General features: G+C 70.2%; 21 protein-coding genes and 2 pseudogenes. 10 read left to right on the top strand and 13 right to left on the bottom strand.

Going from position 1 to position 19546, the window contains the following annotated elements:
- Window positions 1-9 precede the first annotated feature (9 nt).
- Entirely contained in the window at window positions 10-1014 is a 1005-nt protein-coding gene (locus ACIOD1_RS33600) for a polysaccharide deacetylase family protein (protein ID WP_365627371.1), read from the top strand.
- 28 nt (window positions 1015-1042) lie between these two features.
- Here the strand turns inward: ACIOD1_RS33600 and ACIOD1_RS33595 are convergent, their stop codons facing one another.
- The 3 genes and pseudogenes from ACIOD1_RS33595 to ACIOD1_RS33585 all read right to left on the bottom strand — a co-directional run.
- On the bottom strand, window positions 1043-1498 hold the full coding sequence (locus tag ACIOD1_RS33595) for an ASCH domain-containing protein (RefSeq protein WP_365627368.1): 456 nt from the start codon (window positions 1496-1498) through the stop codon (window positions 1043-1045).
- Between the two features lie 235 nt (window positions 1499-1733).
- The gene (locus ACIOD1_RS33590; protein ID WP_401906865.1) at window positions 1734-3311 is read right to left on the bottom strand and encodes an FAD-dependent oxidoreductase; all 1578 of its coding nucleotides are present in this window, start codon (window positions 3309-3311) and stop codon (window positions 1734-1736) included.
- Between the two features lie 169 nt (window positions 3312-3480).
- Window positions 3481-4107, bottom strand: a pseudogene (locus tag ACIOD1_RS33585) (LuxR C-terminal-related transcriptional regulator); the annotation flags it as partial.
- A 93-nt stretch (window positions 4108-4200) separates the two neighbouring features.
- On the opposite strand from ACIOD1_RS33585, the gene ACIOD1_RS33580 reads away from it, so the two are divergent.
- Window positions 4201-4662, top strand: a complete 462-nt coding sequence (locus ACIOD1_RS33580; RefSeq protein ID WP_401906862.1) for a pyridoxamine 5'-phosphate oxidase family protein — start codon at window positions 4201-4203, stop codon at window positions 4660-4662.
- A 275-nt stretch (window positions 4663-4937) separates the two neighbouring features.
- Here the strand turns inward: ACIOD1_RS33580 and ACIOD1_RS33575 are convergent, their stop codons facing one another.
- The 3 genes from ACIOD1_RS33575 to ACIOD1_RS33565 form a co-directional block, all read right to left on the bottom strand.
- Window positions 4938-5843: a SigB/SigF/SigG family RNA polymerase sigma factor gene (locus ACIOD1_RS33575; protein WP_401906859.1), complete on the bottom strand. Its 906-nt coding sequence runs from the start codon at window positions 5841-5843 to the stop codon at window positions 4938-4940.
- A gap of 250 nt (window positions 5844-6093) precedes the next feature.
- Window positions 6094-6255 carry a hydrophobic protein gene (locus tag ACIOD1_RS33570; RefSeq protein ID WP_365627362.1) on the bottom strand — a complete coding sequence of 54 codons (162 nt, stop codon included), beginning with the start codon at window positions 6253-6255 and terminating at the stop codon, window positions 6094-6096.
- A gap of 303 nt (window positions 6256-6558) precedes the next feature.
- Window positions 6559-7002: an ATP-binding protein gene (locus tag ACIOD1_RS33565; protein WP_401906856.1), complete on the bottom strand. Its 444-nt coding sequence runs from the start codon at window positions 7000-7002 to the stop codon at window positions 6559-6561.
- Window positions 7003-7583: 581 nt separating this feature from the next.
- Here ACIOD1_RS33565 and ACIOD1_RS33560 point away from each other — a divergent pair.
- The 5 genes from ACIOD1_RS33560 to ACIOD1_RS33540 are packed head-to-tail and all read left to right on the top strand — an operon-like array spanning window position 7584 to window position 11854.
- Window positions 7584-8438 carry an STAS domain-containing protein gene (locus ACIOD1_RS33560; RefSeq protein ID WP_365627356.1) on the top strand — a complete coding sequence of 285 codons (855 nt, stop codon included), beginning with the start codon at window positions 7584-7586 and terminating at the stop codon, window positions 8436-8438.
- Entirely contained in the window at window positions 8435-8875 is a 441-nt protein-coding gene (locus ACIOD1_RS33555; protein ID WP_365627353.1) for an STAS domain-containing protein, read from the top strand. The genes ACIOD1_RS33560 and ACIOD1_RS33555 overlap by 4 nt, the downstream gene beginning before the upstream one ends.
- Complete coding sequence (locus ACIOD1_RS33550; RefSeq protein ID WP_401906853.1) at window positions 8872-9285, top strand: anti-sigma regulatory factor; 414 nt, start codon at window positions 8872-8874, stop codon at window positions 9283-9285. The genes ACIOD1_RS33555 and ACIOD1_RS33550 overlap by 4 nt, the downstream gene beginning before the upstream one ends.
- The gene (locus tag ACIOD1_RS33545; protein WP_401906850.1) at window positions 9273-10505 is read left to right on the top strand and encodes an ATP-binding protein; all 1233 of its coding nucleotides are present in this window, start codon (window positions 9273-9275) and stop codon (window positions 10503-10505) included. Before ACIOD1_RS33550 ends, ACIOD1_RS33545 begins: the two co-directional genes overlap by 13 nt.
- 2 nt (window positions 10506-10507) lie before the next feature.
- On the top strand, window positions 10508-11854 hold the full coding sequence (locus tag ACIOD1_RS33540; RefSeq protein ID WP_401906847.1) for a PP2C family protein-serine/threonine phosphatase: 1347 nt from the start codon (window positions 10508-10510) through the stop codon (window positions 11852-11854).
- 67 nt (window positions 11855-11921) lie between these two features.
- Here the strand turns inward: ACIOD1_RS33540 and ACIOD1_RS33535 are convergent, their stop codons facing one another.
- Together ACIOD1_RS33535 and ACIOD1_RS33530 are read right to left on the bottom strand one after the other, a co-directional pair.
- The gene (locus ACIOD1_RS33535) at window positions 11922-12071 is read right to left on the bottom strand and encodes a hypothetical protein (protein WP_401906931.1); all 150 of its coding nucleotides are present in this window, start codon (window positions 12069-12071) and stop codon (window positions 11922-11924) included.
- A gap of 54 nt (window positions 12072-12125) precedes the next feature.
- A pseudogene (locus ACIOD1_RS33530) lies at window positions 12126-12559 on the bottom strand (3'(2'),5'-bisphosphate nucleotidase CysQ); the annotation flags it as partial.
- Window positions 12560-12676: 117 nt separating this feature from the next.
- Between ACIOD1_RS33530 and ACIOD1_RS33525 the strand changes: the two are divergent.
- Complete coding sequence (locus tag ACIOD1_RS33525) at window positions 12677-13624, top strand: LysR substrate-binding domain-containing protein (RefSeq protein ID WP_401906845.1); 948 nt, start codon at window positions 12677-12679, stop codon at window positions 13622-13624.
- Window positions 13625-13680: 56 nt separating this feature from the next.
- On the opposite strand, the gene ACIOD1_RS33520 is transcribed toward ACIOD1_RS33525, so the two are convergent.
- On the bottom strand, window positions 13681-13941 hold the full coding sequence (locus tag ACIOD1_RS33520; RefSeq protein WP_401906843.1) for a hypothetical protein: 261 nt from the start codon (window positions 13939-13941) through the stop codon (window positions 13681-13683).
- A complete protein-coding gene (locus ACIOD1_RS33515) occupies window positions 13938-14243 on the bottom strand; it encodes a DUF6247 family protein (RefSeq protein ID WP_365627340.1) in 306 nt (101 codons plus the stop codon). Before ACIOD1_RS33515 ends, ACIOD1_RS33520 begins: the two co-directional genes overlap by 4 nt.
- Before the next feature lie 234 nt (window positions 14244-14477).
- Between ACIOD1_RS33515 and ACIOD1_RS33510 the strand changes: the two genes are divergently transcribed.
- Window positions 14478-15371 carry a phenylalanine 4-monooxygenase gene (locus ACIOD1_RS33510; protein WP_401906840.1) on the top strand — a complete coding sequence of 298 codons (894 nt, stop codon included), beginning with the start codon at window positions 14478-14480 and terminating at the stop codon, window positions 15369-15371.
- Between the two features lie 111 nt (window positions 15372-15482).
- Here the strand turns inward: ACIOD1_RS33510 and ACIOD1_RS33505 are convergent, their stop codons facing one another.
- The 3 genes from ACIOD1_RS33505 to ACIOD1_RS33495 form a co-directional block, all read right to left on the bottom strand.
- Complete coding sequence (locus ACIOD1_RS33505; RefSeq protein WP_401906929.1) at window positions 15483-16973, bottom strand: dienelactone hydrolase family protein; 1491 nt, start codon at window positions 16971-16973, stop codon at window positions 15483-15485.
- A gap of 140 nt (window positions 16974-17113) precedes the next feature.
- Window positions 17114-17674 carry a DUF6817 domain-containing protein gene (locus ACIOD1_RS33500; RefSeq protein WP_365627331.1) on the bottom strand — a complete coding sequence of 187 codons (561 nt, stop codon included), beginning with the start codon at window positions 17672-17674 and terminating at the stop codon, window positions 17114-17116.
- Window positions 17675-17832: 158 nt separating this feature from the next.
- The gene (locus tag ACIOD1_RS33495) at window positions 17833-18375 is read right to left on the bottom strand and encodes an ArsR/SmtB family transcription factor (protein ID WP_401906837.1); all 543 of its coding nucleotides are present in this window, start codon (window positions 18373-18375) and stop codon (window positions 17833-17835) included.
- Between the two features lie 57 nt (window positions 18376-18432).
- On the opposite strand from ACIOD1_RS33495, the gene ACIOD1_RS33490 reads away from it, so the two are divergent.
- Window positions 18433-19338 (top strand): S41 family peptidase, encoded by a 906-nt coding sequence (locus ACIOD1_RS33490; RefSeq protein ID WP_401906834.1) that lies wholly within the window; start codon window positions 18433-18435, stop codon window positions 19336-19338.
- Window positions 19339-19546 lie beyond the last annotated feature (208 nt).

The raw sequence follows: 19546 nt of genomic DNA, 5'->3' as shown, positions 1-19546 counted from the left end.
GGTCTTCTCATGCGCCACCCGCTCGTCACGCTCTGCGCCGCCGCAGGCGCCGCCCTTCTCGCCTCGGGCTGTTCCACGGGGGCGCCGCCCGCCGCCGGCCGACCGGCCGCCTCGCCGGCGGCGGCCAGCCCCGTCGGCCAGAAGGCCCCGGAGGAGGTCGGCGCCAACGAGCTCGGCCAGGTGCCGGTGCTGATGTACCACCAACTCACCGAAAAACCCGCCGGCGTCTACGACCGCACTCCGGCCGATTTCCGATCCGAGCTGGAGCGCCTCGCTCGGGAGAACTACGTGCCGGTCACGGCCCGGGACTTTCAGACGGGCCGCATCGACATCCCGGCCGGAGCGCACCCGGTGGTTCTCACGTTCGACGACTCTACCAACAGCCAGATGCGGCTCGACCGGTCCGGCATGCCGGCCCCGGACACCGCGATCGCCATCCTCACGGAGACGGCCAGGAAATTTCCCGCGTTCAAGCCGGTGGCGACCTTCTTCGTCAACGCGGACGCCTTCTCGGCCACCGGCTCCGCCAAGGCCCTGACCTGGCTGAGGGAACACGGGTACGAGGTCGGCAACCACACCGACCGGCACCAGAACCTACGCTCCTTGGACCAGACGGGCGCCGTTCAGGCCATCGCCTCCGGACAGCAGGCGATCGAGAAGTCCGCGCCCGGGACTCAGGTCACTTCCCTCGCCCTGCCCTTCGGCGCCATGCCCCAGTCGGCCGGGGTCGCCGCGCGGGGAACGGGCTACCAGTACTCCGGTGTGTACCTCGTGGGAGCCAACCCCTCGGCCTCGCCGTTCGCCAAGGCGTTCACACCCGGCGCCATCCCTCGGATCCGCTCGGCCGGGCCCAAGGACGAGGACGCAGAGTTCGGTTCGTCGCGCTGGCTGGACAAGCTCGCCACCGGGAAGGACCGGTACGTCTCGGACGGAAACCCGAACAGCGTCGCCTTCCCACGCGCCGCACAAAGCGGGCTGTCGCCGGCCTTCGCGAAGCAGGCTCGGCCGTACTGACGATGCGGTGCGCGCGGTAGGCGGATGGTCAACCGGCGGGCCGAAGGTCGGTGATGAGGCGGAAGCGTTCGAGAACGACCGGCGTCGCGTCGTCCACGGTGAACCCGGGATCCTCCAACGCCGCGCGCATCTCCTCGCCGTGCCAGAACCGCTCGTGGGCAGCTCGCCACTCGGCCACGCCGGTGTCACCCTCCCCCTCGTCCACCACGTGCGCGAGATCCACCCGCGCCAGCGGGACGACGCACACACCGGTCACCTCGATGACCGCGACCGGACGGTCGTCCGAGTCGATGACCACCGACCGCCTGCCGACTTCCGGCAACGGCTCCCCCTCGTGCTCGTAGCCGACGAGGAGCCCTGCCGTGGAGGTCTTGGAACCGTCGAGGATCGCTGCGACGAGCCGATCGCGCAGTGGACCGGGAAAGGCGAACTCGGCCCTGGGCAGGGACGCGAGGTGTGTGGGTGAGACGGAGTCGGTTGTCATGCGGTCACGGTATCGACCCACCCGGCGTCGACGGCCGGATCGGTGATCCACCGAGCCGGCCGTCCTCCCCATACCTCGCCCATCGGGGGGGGACCCGTCGCGTCAGCGGGTGACAGGCTGGAGGCGGGCGGGCGCTTCCCCGTCCGGGCCGGTACCGCGTGCGACGAGGGGGGTTGGGGGGATCAGCGGTGATGTCGTCGCACGCGGAGCGGAGTCCGACCGCGCCGCACGAGCGTCACGCCCCGACCCGATCGGAGGCCGCGCTTGAGGGTGCGGAGCCAGGGTGGAGTCCTGCCGTGGCCGGAGCACCGAACCAACGGGTCGCCGCCTGCTCGAAGGCCGCCCGATCGGGGTGGCGATCACCGGCCCAGGCGACCACGCCGTCGGGCCGTACGAGCACGGCGCCCGCCCCGAGGTCGTTCCCGGCCACGCCGGCCACGTACCGGATCCGGCTCTCCCAGGCCGTCGCCGAGGTGCGCAGGCGTCCGTCGGTGCTGAAGTCGAGCACGATGCCCCGTCCGTCCTCCATGAGGTCACCGAGACGGGTGCCGTCCGCGAGGCCGAAGTCAGGGGCGCTGCGGCCGACCAGCGGGTGCTCGCTGCCGAGGTCGTACCGGATCCAGGCTCCCGACAGCTTCTCGAACACGTAGGTCGCTCCGTCCCGGGTGGCGATGAGATCGCGGACCACCGCCTGGATCGCCTGGGCGTAGGGGTCCGGCCTCATGATCGCCACCTGAGCCCGCGACCAGTCGAGGACCGCCGCACCGATCGGATGGCGCTCGTCGGCGTAGGTGTCGAGCAGCCCGTCCGGCGCGTGCCCCCGCACGGTCGCCCCGAGCTTCCATCCCAGGTTCACGGCGTCGCCGATGCCGGTGTTCAGCCCTTGACCGCCGAGGGGGGAATGGATGTGGGCGGCGTCGCCCGCGAGCAGGACGCGTCCCCGGCGGTAGGCCGTCGTCTGCATCGCCCGATCGGTGAAGGACGAGGCGAGGTGGACCTCGCCGATGCTCACGTCGGTACCGGACACGCGGCGCAGGACGGCCTGGAGATGGTCGCGGGTCGGCGGCCGCGAGCGGTCGAACGCACCGCCGTCGAAGTCCATCATGGCGACGTACCCGGCGGCGGGCATGCGGATGTACATGCCCGTCCGCGTCAGGTGGAATCCCGGACTCACCTTCTCCGGATCGGTGAGAGTGGCCAGCATGGTGTATCCGGTGAGCTGGGGCTCGGTACCGACGAATTCGAAGCCCGCGAGCCCGCGCACCGTGCTGCGTCCGCCGTCGCAGCCGACGAGCCAGCGCGCCTCGTATGCGTTCGCTCCGGCTCGGGCGACCACGCCCTCGGCGTTCTGCGAGACGGCCGAGACCGTGACGCCGCGCCTGATCTCCACGCCGAGCTTGGACGCCTGCTCGGACAGCACCGTCTCGACCGCTTTGAGGTCCGTCGCCACGGATTCGAGTACCGGGCCGGGGAGCCGGAACGGCAGGGCGGCGGCGTCGATCCGGTCACCGTCGAGCATCATGCCGGCGAAGTGGCCACCCAACCGGGGGCGTGACGGCGCGCCCGCTTCGGGGGCCGCCCCGAACATCTCCTGGGCGCCCGACTCCGTCAGCAGCCGTTCCAGCATTCCGCGTCGGTAGAACGTCTCGACCGACGCGGCGGACAATCCGCGCCTCCCGAGGGGGGCCGCCCGTAACGGGGAGCCGAGGTCCGGCTCTCGTTCGAGCACCAGTACGGAACAGCCTGCCAGGCCGAGTTCACAGGCGAGGGCCAGACCGACCGGACCGGCTCCCACGATCAGTACGTCATGCACAGGAGATCCCCTTTTCCAAGGCCGAGCCGGACGCGCGTCCGGCAAGACCCCTCGAACATGTCAACTCCCGCCGACACCGCTCCGACAGCCCCGACAAACCACCGACACGACCCGGAAGGACATGACGAGGACGCCACCCGGCCCGTCATACCCGAGGAGCCGCGCCGGCTCAAGGAAGGGTGCGGGTGAGGGTGGCGGGCAGTTCCGCCCTGCGGCGTATGCCCAGTTTCCGGTAGGTGCTGGTCAGGTGGGTCTCCACGGTGCGCCGGGCCAGGTGCAGCAGGTCGGCGATCTCGGTGTTCGTCCGGCCCGCCGCGGTCAGTTCGGCGATGCGGCGCTCGCTGTCGGTCAGCGCCGCCGAGCCGGTGCGCGCAGCGACCGGGAGCCGGGCACCGCCCTCGCGCAGGGCCTGCTCGGCCAAGGCCAGGAGCCGCAGTCCGCCCTTGCGTTCGGCCAGGTCCGCCGCCTCGCGGAGCCGGACACGGGCGCGGCCGCGTTCGCCGGCGGCGAGGAGCTGGCGGCCTTGGGCGACGAGGGCCTCGACCAGTTCCATCCCGGCGTCGGCGGGTGCGCCCCTGAGGGTCTCGACAGCTTCCTCGGCGAGGTCCAGCCCCCGGCGGCCACCGGTCGCGCTGCCGAGGACGCGCAGCGCGCGTCCCACCGTGCGCGGGGTGTTCCAAACCCGCGCCGGCCGCAGTTCCTCGGTGGCCAGGGCCAGGGCTTCCTGGCTGCCGCCGAACGCGAGTCGGCATTGGGCGACCGCCGACCGCCACGGGGTGACCACGGGGCTTACCTTCGTTCCCGTCCGAAGCCGACGTGGAGGCCGGTCAAGGGGCGTAGGACCTCAGCCTCATGTGCTTTTCGATCTTGCTGACTAGTGTCGGCGATCATGCGGAACACGGGAATTGCTCATCGCTCGGTGGCCGAACGCAAGCGCGAGACGCTGGACCGCCTTGCCACGGAACGAGATGCCTGGGTGGCGACAGCTCACCCCGATCACGGCCCCCACCAGGTCCCCTTGTGGTTCTCATGGGACGGGCAGGCGGTGTGGATGTGTACGAGTGCGACATCCGCGACGGTGCGGAACCTCCGTACGGACCCGCGGGTTCGCCTGTCGCTACCGGACACCTTCGATGTAGTGCTGCTCCAAGGGACGGCGCAGTGCTTCACGGACCAGGAGGTACCGACGGACGCGGCGGACGCGTTCACCGGCAAGTTCGGCTGGGACTCGCGTGTGGCGGATGAGCCCTTCGTGTACGTGCGCATAGTGCCGAAGGTGGTAAGCGCTTGGCACGGGGAGCCGGAGTTGCGCGGCAGAGTCATCATGCGTGATGGTGCTTGGCTGGAGTAACGGTTTGTATGGCTCCCCGTGCCGGACGAGTCGGGTGGGGGCCTGGGCCCGGCAGGGACGGTCGTCTGGTACCCCGTTCGTACGGCTCTGTCCTCCGGACCGTTGCGCCCGCGCGGCCTGCTGTGCCGCGCAAGTGGACACGGCCCGGCTGCCGACCGGCGTGTTCGCCGACCTCGTGGGCCACCGACCACCGTGGGAGGTGTCGGCCCGCAGCACGGTCTGCCGGGGGCTTCACCCTTGCTGGGACCCGTGCTCGTTCCCACGTGGGCGGCGGATCAGGCGGCGAGCATTCCCGTGCGCAGTTGCGTGAGGATGCGGGTCAGGAGGCGGGAGACCTGCATTTGGGAGATGCCGAGTTCGGCGCCGATCTCGGCCTGGGTCTTCTCCTGTCCGAAGCGCATCTGGAGGATGTGGCGGTCGCGGGGGGCGAGGTCGTTCAGCAGGGGGGCGAGGGTGTGGAAGTCCTCGAAGAGTTCCATGCCCGGGTCGACGTCGCCGACCGTGTCGGCAAGGGAGCGGGGCTGCGCGGCGGGTCGGCTGCCCGAGGGGGCGGATTCGTCGATGGAGCCGCTGGTGTAGCCGTTGGCGGCGACCATGCCCTCGACGACTTGCTCCTCGGAGAGTTCGAGGTGGTCAGCGAGTTCCTTGATGGTCGGGGCGCGGCCGAACACCTCCGTCAGGGCCTCCTGGCTCTTGGCAAGTTCGGTACGCAGTTCCTGCAGCCGGCGCGGGACGTGGACGGCCCAGGTGGTGTCCCGGAAGAAGCGCTTCATCTCGCCGCTGATGTACGGGAGGGCGAGGGTGGAGAACTCGACCTCACGGTCGGGGTCGAAGCGGTCGATCGCCTTGATGAGACCGATGGTGCCGACCTGAATGATGTCTTCGAAGTCGATTCCACCACTGTTGGCACGGCCCCGAAAACGGCGGGCGGCGAAGTTCACCAGCGAGATGTTCATCTCGATGAGGGTGTTGCGCGTGTACTGGTACTCACGCGTGCCCTCCTCCAGGGTGCGCAGCCGGACCAGGAACATCCTCGACAGCTCACGGGCGTCGGAGGGCGCCACGTTGCGGGCGTCGTCGATCCGGGGCAATGCCCGTACGGGCTGTTCGACCTCGGGTCCCACAGCCGGCATGGTCTCCGTCTCGAACGCGGAGCTGACAACTGTGACGGTGTGGGACATGGAACTTTCCTCCCCTGGACGGACGACTTGCACGGCCCGCCTGCCCCGGGAAGCCGCGTACATGCGCGGATTCGTGGATGTGGGTCGAAGAGTTGGCAGCCGTGCGGGCGGGACGTGGTGCCGGGCTTGGTCCCGCCCCCTCTTTCGAAGGTCCACGGACCGGTGTCGACCACGATGTCTGCGGGGCCGACCTAGTGAGGTCGGCCCCGCAGACATGTCCAGGCACGAAGAGTTCAGCGAGTTTGAATCGCTACCAGCGGTACCAGCGGCCGCTGCCGCCCTTCGGCCGGGCGACGAACCCGACCAACCAGATCACCAGCACCGCGATCGCGATCCACCAAAGGATCTTTACCGCGAAACCGGCACCAAAAAGGATCAGAGCGAGCAGAAGAACAAGAAGCAGGGGAACCATGGTTATCAACCTCCGAGCAGTCGAATGCCCCCACGCCCCCCGAGCATGCGCAGAACTTACCCGTTTCTTATCGGCGCCGGCGGGAAGTCGCACAGCCCCTCTCGTGCGGAACCCCATCGGTAGTGTCCGCCGAAATCCGGTTTGAGAATCCTTCAGCGGGCCAGACGAGTCAGCGCAAGGCGATTTCCGCCCCCGACCGTGACGGCCGGGGGCCTCGCCACGTTCCCGGCATCCTGCACATGCCGACATCCCGCTCGTGTTTTCCGCTGCGGCTGCCGGAACCGATCGTGCGTCGGGTGTCCGTCAGGAGTACGGAAGGGCGAGGTGCGCGGCGATCTGCTTGCCGGCGCCGTGCGGGGTCACGGTGACGAGGTCGGCCAGGCTTTGGACCAAGGGCCAGCCGTAGCCGCCGATACGGATCCCGGGAGCTTCACCTGTCTGGGTAAAGGGATGTACGGGGCTGTTGTCGGCCACGAGAAGGCGCAGGACGCCACCGCGTATGCAGGCGTCGAAGGCGGTCAGGCCGCCGCCGTGCCGGATCGCGTTGGTGACCAGCTCCGAGGTGATCATCAGGGCGTCCGCCACCACGCGGCGATCCGACGGGATCCCGAACCGGGTCAGGAGCGCGGCCACTCTGTCACGGGCAGCGCCAACCGTGGCGGGAAGCGGTGTTTCCGATGACGCCGGGACAGTGCACGCTTCGGGGGCTCGATCTTCCGGCTCATCGCCCACCCGTGACCGCCTCATGTCCCCTCGTCTGCCCGCTGCGCAACCAAAGCCTCAGGATCCTCGCACAGCATGACGACATCACGATCCGCAGGGAGTCAGCCTCAGGCCTGCACCCGGGCACCCCCGCCTCGCGGCGCGGCGCTCACGCGGCGCCGTCTGGGCTCCTGGACGGGCGTCCACGTCCCCGCCTTCGGGGCGTCGAGTACGACGATGCGATGGTTGGCGGCGGCCCCCCTGTGCCCCAGGCCCCCGGCCCCAGGTCCTGGGTCCCCGGCCCCGGGTCCCGGGTCTGCCCGCATGCCCGAGATCCGACGCCCCGCCCCGCAGGTGCCTTGAGGGGTGAGGTGGCGCAAGCCACATCCTTTGGGTGGCGCCGTGGGGGCATGGCAGGCACGAATACGGGCAGTCGGTGGCCGGGTGCTGTCCTGTGCGGGAGTGTGGAACTGCGTGTCGCATTACCTAAATGCGGGGTGCCGAGGGGGAACTCCGGGCTCGTCAGCATTCTCACAGGGGTGAAACGGCCGGTGCCGCCCGGCAACCCGGGCAATGGCCTAAAGTTCCGAAGGGGTCGCTCGACCCCCTTGAAAAAGGTGTGCGCTGTGGCTGACGAGAACGTTTCGGATCGCTTGATAGGACTGCTGTCCGTCCGCGGTGAGGATCTGAGCGCCGACTGGGCGGACAAGGTCACCGGTTCGTTGGGCGGACGGGTGAGCCGTGCGGAGGTCCAGCGCGAACTCCAGGAGCTGTACACGGCGCTGGTGGCGGCACTGGGGAGCGGCGACCTGAACGCGCGCGGCGAGGGGTTCGGCGAAGTCCGTGCGCTTCTCACCGAGTTGTCGCGAGCCCGCGCCCGACAGGGTTTCAGCCCCACCGAGACGGCCGTCAGCGTCTTCTCCCTCAAAGAGGTCCTGGAGCCGGCCCTGGCCGGCAAGAACAGCGACGTGCCGGCGTACCTGAGGTTCGCCGCCCTCCTGGACTCGCTGGGCCTGTTCACCATCGAGGTCTACACCCGTACCCGCGAGGAGCTGATCGCGGCGCAGGCGGAGCAGTTGATGGAGCTGTCCACGCCGGTGGTGAAGCTGTGGGACGGAGTGATCGGTGTGCCCCTGGTCGGCACCCTGGACTCGGCGCGCACCATGGTGGTGATGGAGAAGATGCTCCAGGCGCTGATCGACACCGGGTCCGAGCAGGCCATCATCGACATCACCGGCGTCCCGGCGGTGGACACCGAGGTCGCTCAGCACTTGCTGAAGACGGTGGTGGCGGCCCGTCTGATGGGCGCGGAATGCACCATTTCCGGGATCCGGCCGCAGATCGCGCAGACGATCGTGGCCCTGGGTATCGACTTCGGTGACATCGTCACCAAGGCCACGTTGGCCGACGCGCTGCGCCACGCGCTGCGTCGTTCCGGCATCGCCATCTCGCGTACGGCGCCGCAGGCCGGTGGCCGGTGAGCGAGCAGGTTCCGGTCCTTCGGATCGGACAGGTCCTCTTGGTGTCCATCCAGACGGATCTGGACGACCAGGCGGTGATGCTGCTTCAAGATGATCTTGCGGCCGCGGTCGTGGAGTCGGGCGCACACGGGGTGGTCATCGACATCACCGCCGTGGAGATCGTCGATTCCTTCGTCGGCCGGATGCTGTCCACCATTGCCTCCATTTCCCGCCTGTTGGACGCGCAGACGGTGGTGGTCGGCATGCGTCCGGCCGTCGCCATCACCCTGGTCGAACTCGGGCTCTCGCTCGGTGGAGTGCAAACCGCGCTGACCCTGGACAAGGGGCTGCGCATGTTGGAGCGCGCCCACGTGGTCGCGATGGGCCTGGATCAAGCCCGTTCGCCGGCCGAGTCCGGTGATGAGGGCGCCGAGCCGGATGTTGCGGCAGGTCTGTGAACGGCCCGGCCTCTGGCCCGACCGTGCTGGAGATCACCGCCAACGCCGGAGTCGTTCAGGCCCGTCAGGCGGTTCGTGCCCTGGCTCAGGCGTGCCGGCTCTCCCTGGTGGAGCAGACCAAGCTGATCACCGCTGCCAGTGAGCTGGCCCGCAACACCCTCATCTACGGGGGCGGCGGCACCATGACCGCCGCCCTGGTCGAGGAACGCGGTCGGCGGGGGGTGCGCCTGAGCTTCGTGGACCAGGGGCCCGGCATCGCGGACATCGACCTGGCCATGACCGACGGCTGGACCTCGGGTAGTGGCATGGGCCTCGGCCTGTCCGGCTCCAAACGGCTGGTCGACGACTTCGTCCTCGACACCGCACCCGGGCAGGGAACCTCGGTCACCATCACGAAGTGGGCCCGGTGATCACGATGGGCGGGACGCTGTTGCTGGACTGCGAGGACGTCGCCTGGTTCCGTGACCAGCCCGAAGCCGCCCGGGGGGCCGCCGCCGCCCTGGGGCGGCGCATCGGCCTGGGCGAACACCGCACCGCGCAGCTGGTGCTCGCGGTCGCCGAGCTGGCAACCAACCTCACCAAGCACGCCGCCGACGGCTCCGTGCTGCTGCGCGTGCTGCGCAACCGGGACGTGGCGGGGGTCGAGGTCGTCGTCGTCGACGGCGGTCCCGGTATGACGGATGTGACGGCGGCTCTCCGGGACGGAATGTCGTCGGTGGGCACGTTGGGCATCGGTCTGGGCTCGGTACAGCGCCTGTCGGACAGGTTCGAGATCCACTCCTCACCGGGCCTGGGAACCGTGCAGTTGGCCCGTTTCTGGCCTCATCCCCTCCATTCTTCGCTCCGGGGCGAAGCGATGGTGGGAGGGATCACCAGACCCATCGGCGGCGAAGACGTGTGTGGCGACGCCTGGGCGGCGCGCGCGGACAACGACCCGCCGGTCGTGCCGCCGGCGAGCGAGCGGATCGACCGCGCGAGCGAAGTCGTACGCGCACCCGACTGGTCCACCCTGACCGCTGCCCGGACGAAATACCCGCGTTCGCAGCACTCTCCCACTCCTACCGAACGCGCTGAGCGCCCGGGCGCCGGGCGGCGTTCCGAGCTCGTCCGCGGCGCCGCGGCGGGACCCGGCCAGGGCATACTCGTGATGTCCTGCGACGGCCTCGGTCACGGTCCGATGGCGGCCATGGCCTCGCAGGCGGCCGTCCAGGCCTTCCGCACCGGCTCCGCCCGTACACCGGAGCAGGCGATGGAGGAGGTGCACCGAGCCCTGCGCGGGACCCGTGGCGCCGCTGTCGCCGTGGCCCGACTGGAGCCGGACGGACGGGCGTTGTTCTGCGGCATCGGCAACATCAGTGCCGCCGTGGTCACCGCCGACTCCCGCGCCAACCTCCTCTCGCACCCCGGGATCGTCGGGCACCAGATGCGACAGCTGCGCACCTACGAACACCGCCTGCCGGCCCACGCGATCCTGGTGATGCACTCCGACGGGCTCAGCGAACGCTGGAAGCCCGGCGATCTGGCCGCCCTGCTGCACCACCCGCCGGCCCTGATCGCCACCAGCCTGCTGCGCCAGGCCGGAACCCGCCGCGACGACGCCAGCGTGGTGATCGCCAAGGGAGCCTGGTGAACGTGCCCGCCCCCCGTGTCCGCGACCACGCTCCGGTCCTGACCGCCGCCGTCACCACCGAGCAGCATGTCTTCGACCTGCGCCGGCGCGCCAAGACCGTCGCCCAGGCCGTCGGCCTCGACAACCGCGACCAGGTCCGCCTGGCCACGGCACTGAGCGAGCTGGGCCGCGATCTCCTGCGTCCCGCACCCATGACGGTCACGTTCGACGTGCAGCGTGAACCGGCCGCCCTCAAGGCCTCCCTGCGATGGCGCGACGACAGAGCGCCGGCCGAGGAGTCTTTGACCGCGGTCACTCGGCTCCTGCCGCAGACCCGCTACCAGGCGGGCGGCGACCGTTCCGCGACCTCCTCGAACGGCTCCCGTGGCGGCCGGATCGACATCGTCTGCCTCATCCCCGAATTGGCCGCCCGCCTGGACCTGGACCAGGTCCGAACCCTGCTGGAGACCGACGCTCCCGCGAGCGCGATCGACGACCTGCAGGCTCAGACCCGGGACCTGATCGCCTCGCTGGAAGAGGCCCACAACCAACGCGACGAGCTGGAACGACTCAACGAGGAACTCACCGAAACCAACGCGGGCGTCATGGCCCTGTACGCGGAACTGACGGTCGAGCACAAAGACGTCGTGGCACGATTCAGCGAGGAACACGAACGCGCCCTGACCCTCCAGCGCGCCTTCCTGCCGGCCGGACTGCCCGAGAGTCCCGGCGTGGAACTCGCCGTACGGTATCTGCCCGCCGCCACCACGGCCGAGATCGGCGGCGACTTCTACGAAGCCGTCGACACTCCCCACGGCCTGCTCCTGGCCGTCGGCGACGTCGTGGGCCACTCACTTCAGGCAGCCGTGGTCATGGGCCAACTCCGCCTCGCCCTACGCGCCTACGCGGCCCAAGGCCACCCGCCGCACGTCCTGCTGGAGCACCTCGACCACCTGCTGCGCCTGCACCAACCCGGATGGACCACGACCCTGTGCATCGCCCTGGTCGAACCGGGCAACGCACGCCTGCACATCGCCAACGCCGGGCACCTGCCGCCCTTGCTCCTCCCGCCGAACGGACCGCCCCGTTACCTGCACGAACACGGCCCACTCCTGGGCGTCGGTCTGCCCCACCCACCCGCTGTCAGCCACCCCATCGAACCCGGCACCCGGCTCCTGATGGTCACGGACGGACTCATCGAAACCCGCCGCAGCAACCTCGACGCACGCCTGGAGCTCCTCAGCGCCACCGCCGCGGGCGGACCACACGAACCCGAAGCCCTGTGCGGGACATTGCTGGAGACGTTCGCGGAGGAACCCGACGACGACATCATCGTCTTCGCCGCCCGCCTCCATCCGCCTCTCCCCTGATCACCCCGCACGGCCACCGGCCCGTGGGCACCCCGTCCATGACGGGGGTGCCCCCCGATGGCGTTGATCACGATGTCCGCGGTGCGGGCGGTGGTGCGCTCGTCGGCGAAGGAGACGCGGGGGCCCATGCTTTCGCGGTGCCTTCCATCGGGCTGCGGCGGCCGAGGATGACGTGGTGTCCGGTGGCGGCGAACGTGCCGGCGAGGTTGGTGCCGATGCGGCCGGCACCCAGGATGCGCGGGCCGCTTCGCGGTCAGGTGGTCGGCGACAGGACCTTGAGGGCGGCGGTGTGGATGAGCTGCATCGTGGCGGGAACGGACACCCGCACGACCAGGCCGTTGATGAGCATGGCGGTGACGCAGTCGCCGATCCGCCGGAAGGTCTGCTCGTCCTCGGCAGGTGGACCACGGTGAGCACCGGCTGGTTGTCGCGGACCAACGTGGCAGTCACGGCCCACTCCCATGCCGTGGACGTGGTTGATGTTGCCCTCGGCAGGGTCGATGACCCACCACTCCCCCGGCGGGAGCGCGCCACCGGCCGGCTCGTCCTCGGCCCACCCCGCTCCCGGACGGGCGATCTCGTCGAGGCCGACTCCCCGGGCGTGGGGGTGTAGCGGTCGAGGAGCGTGAGGCCGGCGGTCTTCACGGCGGCGGTCACGTCGGACATGAGCGTCGTGTCGACGTCGAAAGGCATGGCTGTGCTCATGGCGGACTTCCCTCGGCTCGGTCGGTGCGAGGCGGCTCGTCCCGCACCCGCACTCCGAAGGCAGGCGCCTTGCCAACTAACACCAACTGCATGCTATTCACTCGTAGACTGACTCTCATGCAACTGGATTTGAATCTGCTCACAGCCCTGGACGCCCTGCTGGAAGAGGGCAGTGTCGCCGGTGCCGCAGCCCGCCTCCACGTCACCGCACCGGCGATGAGCCGCTCCCTGGGCCGCATCCGCAAGGCCACCGGTGACCAGATCCTGGTCCGGACCGGCCGCAGCATGGTCCCCACCACCCGCGCGCTGGCCATGCGCGCACAGGTCCACGCCCTCGTGCAGCAGGCACACCACCTCATGTCCGCTCAGCGGGAACTCGACCTGGCGGGCCTGGAGAGGGTGTTCACCGTGCGCTGGCACGACGCCCTGATCGCCGCTTGCGGCACCGCCCTGATCACCACCGTCCACCGCGTTGCCCCCGGCGTCCGGCTGCGCCTGCCCGCCGAATCCGGCACGGACACCCCCGAGCTGCGCCGGGGTGAGGTCGACCTCGAATCGAGTTCCAGCCGACCGGCGCTCCCCGACATCCGCCACCGCCTCGTCGGCAGGGACCGGCTGGTGGTCGCGGTACGCCCGGGCCACCCGCTCACCGATGGCCCGCTGAGCCTCCAGCGCTACGCGGCCGCCGAACACCTCACCGTCTCGCGGCGCGGACGCCTGCACGACCAGATCGATGACGCCCTGACGACGCGCGGCACCGAACGCCGTGTCATCGCCGCCGGGCCCACCTCCGCCTTCGCTCTGCAACTCGCGCTCGGCACCGACCTGGTCGTCACCCTTCCGGACGCCGTCACCCGCGCGGCCCGGGACCAGCTCGGTCTGGTCACGCTGCCCCTGCCGCTTCCGTTGCCCGACGTCCCCCTGTACCTGCTGTGGCACCAGCGCTACGACGACGACCGCGCCCACGCCTGGCTGCGCGAGACGGCCGCCGAAACCGCCGGGGCACTGTTCGAGCCACCGACCTCCCTCTCAACGGCCCCTCATCATCCAGAGCCGGGGCCGTGACGGGTAGGCCCGGGAAAGCACCCCCGGGCGGCTGACTCCCGCGGTTTCCACGGTGGCTATCCGAGCCAGACGATGTTCAGGACGGTCACGCGCCGGCGCGGCCTGTTCACCCAGTAGGTGAGGGACAGCCGGCCGACGGAGGCATACCGTACGTCCTCACCCTCGGGGTCGTCGGCGTTGAACTGCCCGAAGCCCCACGGGTCGGCCGCGGCGGCGTCCAGGACGTGCCACACGGTGTCCTCGGCATGCTCGGGCAGGGTGTCGAGGATCTTCGCGGCCGGAGCGGAGAAGCGGACCGCGTACGGCTGTCCGCTCACCGGCGCCTTCCCCGCAGCTCCGCCACGTCGATGCTCTCGCTGTCGTCGTAGCCGGAGGCGGCGAACGCGTCGACGGCCGGGGCGTGGGCAAGCCGGCCCTGCCAGTCCTGGACAACCGCGTACAGGCCGCCGAGGGAGAAGGACCGGCGGGACTCCTCCAGGGCGGCCGCCCACTCCCGCTCGAAGGCCGGCACCCACTGCCCGGCCCGCCGGTCGGCACGCAGCCGGTCGAGGAGCTCGGCCGGAGCTCCCGGGGCGGGCGCGGACGGCGGGACAGGTACGTGGTCGGGCTGCGCGCTCATGGGCTGTTCCTCCCGGCGGGTCGTACCACCACCGTACGCGGGGTGCCGGCGGGTATCGGCAGCATGAGGGAATCCATCAGCCAGAACCCGGTCCGGGCCATCGCCGCCTCCCCCCGGGCGCGCGCCCCGCACCGGAGGCACCACTTCAAGCCCTGCTTGTCGGCTGCCACTCGTCCGGGTTAACGGTTGAGCGGGTGAGTCGCGACGGGGCAGCAGATCATCATGACCGATTCGATGACGCAGACCCCTCTGACAGCGACCGGACAGCTCGGCTGCGCCGAGGAGCACCCGGGGTTCAGCGATCCCCTCTACCGGCGACGACGCGATGCGATCGTGGCGTTGGCCGTCGGCCATGCGGTGGGTGCACCGTCCCCACACATCTCTTACAGCGGCGCCGAGCACGCCACCTGGCGCAGCGTCCACTCGTCTCTGACCGGCGCCTGGCAGGGACGAGTGTGCCGGGCGGTGGAGGAAGCGAGGGGGCGGGCGCCCATCCCGGACGACCATGTGCCCCAACACGCGGAGGTCGGAGACCGGTTGTACGAACTGACGGGATTCCGCTTCACGCTCGCGGGCGGAATCGTGCCGAACGAGCGGTTCCTGGGTGCCATGGCCGAGGGCTACTTCCACGCCGTGCAGTACGTGCGGCACCCGCGCCTGCCGCTGTACACCCCGGAGCCCGACGTACTCCACGACGTGTTCGGCCACGGCACCCACCTGGTGGACCCCGGGTTCGCCGACCTCTACCGCGCCGTCGGCCGGGCAGCGGCGCGGGTGTCGTCCCCCGATGCCCTCGACCTGATCAGTCGCGTCTACTGGTTCAGCCTGGAGTACGGCGTCGTACGCGAATCAGGGGTGCCCAAGGCGTGCGGGGCGGCCCTGTTGTCCTCGTACGGTGAGTTGCGGCGTTTCCAGCAGGCCGACATCCGTCCCTGGGACATCAGCGATCTCGTCACCCGTCCCTACCCGGTCGCCGGGTACCAGCCCGTCCTGTTCTCCACCGACAGTACGGACCACCTCGCCGACGCCCTGCACGGCTTTCTGGACGACTTCGACGAAGACACCCGCGACCGCCTCCGTCTCCCGCCCCTGGCCGCACGGGGATTCATGGGCCGTCCCGCTGACTGAGACGCCCGCGCGCCGGTGTCGCGGAGGTGCCGGGCGGCGATCGGGTCGGCCAAGGGTCCGGCCCGGGATCGCGTTGCCAGGCCGTGCGATCGGCTGCCGTGACGCAGCTGATCACCCGCTGTTGTTCGGGTGGTAGACGCCGAGGTCGCCGTAGGCCGACAAAAGGCCGGCCAGGTCACCGGGTGTGTGGCGCAGGGTGGTGTCCAGGAAGGCGAGAGTGGTTGCCGCGACGACGCGCGGGCTCTCGGTGCGGCCCAGCGATCCCACTATCGAGGGCACGGGCGGCAGGTACAGGGGGCCGTCCATGAAGGTGAGGTGTGCGGCGCCGGGGATGGTGAGCCGGTAGCTCGTCGCCGTGTTGGCCTTGAGGCCCTCCGTGAGGCGGGGTATGTAGTCCGGATCGGTTGCGGGAGTGATGGCCTGCGTGAGCGCGAGCGTCGGCTGGTGGAGGGAGGGGGACGTGGGGCCGTGGGGGTAGCCGTCCAGATCGATGACGGCGTCGAACCGGCGGTCCTGCCGGGCTGCTTGCAGAGCGGCGGCGCCCCCCATGGAGTGGCCGGTGACCGCGACCCGACCGGTGTCCAGGCGTCCGGTCAGCGGGCCGGCGATCTCACCCCGGTCCAGATGATCCAGTTGGGTGAGGACGAAGCCGAGGTCGGCGGCCCGGACAGCCGTCCAGTCCACGGCCAGCCTGTCGTCCTTGTCCCGGTCTCCGGTGGAGGTGGTCTCGGTGTGGATCGTTCGGCCGTCGTCGAGGACGACGGCGGCGGAGTCGTACGGGTGGTCCAGGGCGGCGACCACGTAGCCGTGGCCGGCCAGTTCCTCCGCCCAGGCGGTGTTCTGCGTACGCACTCCGCCCGACCCGGGAGAGAACAGCACGACCGGGAACCGTTCGCCCCCACCGGCCACCGCGGCGTCGAAGACCGAACGGGAGTGGGCACGCGGGACGCCGTCGACGAGGAAGCCGGGCAAGCCGACCTGGCGGGCGAGGGCGTCGGAAACGGTGCGCGCCTCCTGCTCCGTGCGTCCGAGGTACTGGGCCCGTTGCGCGCCTGCGGGGCTCTTCTGCGCGGGATACCAGAGCTGGACCACGACCGTGCGCCGGTCGTGCGGATCGGCGGTGAAGCTCTCGGGGCGGGCGTCGTCGGTCCACTGCACCACACGGGTGCCGACCGCGAAACGGCCGGACGGCTCGGGGAACACGGGTACGGGAAAGGCCCATGCGGCCACCGGACCCGTGGCAATCAGGCCGACGCACGCCACTGAACCCGGCAAGGCCAGCCACCATCGGGCGCGCCACGTCGGCCGGCCGCTACGCCGTCGCAGCAGGGGAGACAACGCGAACGGCAACGCGACGGCAGCGCCTGCCAGTATCGGCAGCATCTGCCAGCGGATCCCCACCACACTCAGCACGATCGCGGACAGGACGAGAGCCGCCCCCGCCGCGATCGTGACGCGTGGGCGGGCAGCGGGCGGAAGCCAGCGCGCCACCACCAGTGCGACGCCACCCAGCAAGGCAAGAATTTCCGGAGCGGACATGTACAGTCCCGCGATGATCTCGGTCACCCGGCCATCCTCGGTACGGGACACGCGATGCCACATCCGCCCCGGGTCGCAATCGCATGCGACCCAAGTCGCAGCCGTCGCGGCCTGAAGCGTGCCTGCGCCCCGAGAACGACAGCGGACAACAAAGGGCAAGATCATGGCCACGCTCATCACGAAACCTGGGCTTCCCGCACGGCTCAGCCGAGGACGGTGGTCACTTCTCGGCGCGTCGCCTCCGACAGGAGGGGCGTCCAGCGCGTGAAGAGTTCCAGCAGGTGCGCTCCGTTCCGCTCACGGAACGACGCGTTCACCTTGGCCAGGTCCAACTCGTTGGCCACCGTGAGCTCGGCAAAGTCGCAACGCTGCCGCAGGGACGGGGTGAACTCCTCCCCGGTGAAGCGGTCCCGGAAGGTCACTGATGCCTCGTCCTGGGCGGCGAGACTGGGGTAGGAGGCCTTTCGGTCGCAGCTCGCGTAGAAGTAGACGAGCTCCTCGGCCTCCGTACCGATCGCCTCCGCGAGGCGGGCGCGCTCGGAGAGTTCCAGGAGGATCAAGGGCAGCCCGTCGGTGCCGTAGAAGGCGTGGCAGAGGGCCGCGGTCTGTAGTGCGGGCCGTGCGCCCCACGCGGCGAGCAGCGCCTCAACGCGCAACAGGTGGGTCAGGAGCGTACCGCCGGAGTGCTTGGTGGTCTCGGCTCCCAACTCCTTGAGCAGGACAATCGCCGGCGAGTCGTTGTGCTTGTCATCACTGTGCATCATGCGCCCATGGTGCCGAGGTCCCCGCGCGGAGCCAAGACGGGACCGGTATGCGGACCCTCGCCGCCGAAACGCACCCTTTCTCCAGACACCGGGTTGGATGTCGAGGGTGCAAGTCGTATCGAGTCAGCTGGACGTGCTGTCTCGGGAGACAAGCACCGCTAGGCGGAATCGGTGGTGCTGGTCGGCGGAGCCTGCTCATAGAGCGCTACCAGCACGCCGTGCACGGGCTGGTCCTCCGCGTCTTCCTCGGCCCCGTCGACCAGCTTGGCGAGGGCCTCGCCGAGTTCTCTTGCCTTCGCGGGGCTGAGACGTAGGTGGCGCAGTGTCAGGTGGGTCTCGGTCGGCGAGCGGTCCAGCTCGTGGGCGACCGCGGCGAGCATCGCGGTGGTGCCTGCCGCTTGGGGTTCGGCGACGACCATGTGGCGGGCCGTGCGCTGGTGGTACTGCTCGGTGCCGCCGCGGACCTGGCGGGTCTCGGCGATGTAGACCAGCCCGGCCTCGCGGAGCACTTTGAGGTGGTGGGCCACGTTGCCCTTCTTCGCGTCGAGCTGAGCCGCGAGCCGGCTGATGGTGGCAGGCCGTTGACCCAGCGCGAAGAGCAACCGCTGGCGCAAGGGGTGGGAGAGCGCCGCGAACTGCTCGGGCGCACCGATCTCCAGGACATCCTCAGGAGGCGGCGAGTAGGGAGGCTGGTCGCACATGCCGAAAGTGTCTAACTTGCTTGACGCTTTCACAAGGCCGGTGTTCTACTCCCCGCCATGACGACTCCTACGAAGCTTCGGCCGGCCCAGGTCATCGACGAGACGGCCCGGCTCGTGACCGAGCACTATGTGTTCCCCGAGATAGGCGAGCAGCTCGCCGGCCTCCTGCAACGACGCCTCACCGAGGGCGCCTATGACGTCGACGGCGCCGAGGAACTCGCCCAATTGGTCACCGCGGACCTGCAGTCGGTCAACGGTGACCGGCACCTGAGCCTGAAGCACCACGCCGACCCGGTGCCTCCCAAGAAGGGGGCGGCCGTCCTGGAGTCCATACGCCGGGAATTCGACGCCTCGCTGGGCGGTGCGCCCCGGGTGGAACTCCTCGACGGAGGGGTGGCCGTACTGGAGCTGGCACCGATGCTGTTCCCACTGGAATGGGCCGCCGAAGCGCTGAGCGCCGCACTCACCGTGGCCTCCCGCGCCCAGGCGCTGATCGTGGACCTTCGCTCCAACCGTGGCGGCGACCCGGACACGGTCGCCTTCGTCTGCAGCTACCTCCTGGACAAGCGCACCCACCTCAACACCATGTACTGGCGCGACGGCGAGCGCAGCGAGCAGTCCTGGAGCCTGCCGCACGTCCCCGGCGCCCGCTTCGGCGGCAGCAAGCCGTTGTACGTGCTGACCAGCGACACCACCTTCTCCGCCGCCGAGGAGCTGGCGTACGACCTGCAGCAGCTCGGCCGCGCCATCGTCGTCGGCGAGCGCACCCGCGGCGGCGCACACCCGCGGGAGGGCTGGACGGTGCACCCGCATTTGGAGGCCGGCATCCCTACGGGCCGTGCCATCAACCCCGTCTCCGGCACCAACTGGGAGGGAATCGGTGTGCAGCCGGACGTCCCCTGCCCCGCCGCCGACTCCCTCGACCACGCGCACACACTGGCCCTCGCCCGACTGGCAGGCTGACCCAGGTCAACCCACTGGCAGTACGACACGCCCCCCAAAAGTGGCGGATCGCGTTGCCGAGCGCCGTGCGGGCGTCGGGGTGCGTACCTGGGCGGGGGTGGGGTCCGTCGCCCAGCGGACGCTCTCCGCGGAAGGCGTGGTGCCGGGCACCCGGCCGCCGCCGACGGACCTGAGTGACACGACCTGCGTACGAGCGTCGCGCCGTTGC

This window comes from Streptomyces sp. NPDC088097, from assembly GCF_044741845.1.
Lineage (GTDB): Bacteria > Actinomycetota > Actinomycetes > Streptomycetales > Streptomycetaceae > Streptomyces.
Note: the sequence above shows the minus strand (reverse complement) of the source record. Positions and strands in the feature narration are given on the sequence as shown.

Bases quoted from the DNA above. Each gene is read 5' to 3' on its own strand.
- ACIOD1_RS33510 (WP_401906840.1), top strand. From the start codon at position 14,478: ATGACGCAGACCCCTCTGACAGCGACCGGACAGCTCGGCTGCGCCGAG.
- ACIOD1_RS33525 (WP_401906845.1), top strand. From the start codon at position 12,677: ATGCAACTGGATTTGAATCTGCTCACAGCCCTGGACGCCCTGCTGGAA.
- ACIOD1_RS33600 (WP_365627371.1), top strand. From the start codon at position 10: ATGCGCCACCCGCTCGTCACGCTCTGCGCCGCCGCAGGCGCCGCCCTT.
- ACIOD1_RS33490 (WP_401906834.1), top strand. From the start codon at position 18,433: ATGACGACTCCTACGAAGCTTCGGCCGGCCCAGGTCATCGACGAGACG.
- ACIOD1_RS33580 (WP_401906862.1), top strand. From the start codon at position 4,201: ATGCGGAACACGGGAATTGCTCATCGCTCGGTGGCCGAACGCAAGCGC.
- ACIOD1_RS33505 (WP_401906929.1), bottom strand. From the start codon at position 16,973: ATGTGGCATCGCGTGTCCCGTACCGAGGATGGCCGGGTGACCGAGATC.
- ACIOD1_RS33500 (WP_365627331.1), bottom strand. From the start codon at position 17,674: ATGATGCACAGTGATGACAAGCACAACGACTCGCCGGCGATTGTCCTG.
- ACIOD1_RS33515 (WP_365627340.1), bottom strand. From the start codon at position 14,243: ATGAGCGCGCAGCCCGACCACGTACCTGTCCCGCCGTCCGCGCCCGCC.
- ACIOD1_RS33565 (WP_401906856.1), bottom strand. From the start codon at position 7,002: ATGAGGCGGTCACGGGTGGGCGATGAGCCGGAAGATCGAGCCCCCGAA.
- ACIOD1_RS33575 (WP_401906859.1), bottom strand. From the start codon at position 5,843: ATGTCCCACACCGTCACAGTTGTCAGCTCCGCGTTCGAGACGGAGACC.
- ACIOD1_RS33570 (WP_365627362.1), bottom strand. From the start codon at position 6,255: ATGGTTCCCCTGCTTCTTGTTCTTCTGCTCGCTCTGATCCTTTTTGGT.
- ACIOD1_RS33595 (WP_365627368.1), bottom strand. From the start codon at position 1,498: ATGACAACCGACTCCGTCTCACCCACACACCTCGCGTCCCTGCCCAGG.
- ACIOD1_RS33495 (WP_401906837.1), bottom strand. From the start codon at position 18,375: ATGTGCGACCAGCCTCCCTACTCGCCGCCTCCTGAGGATGTCCTGGAG.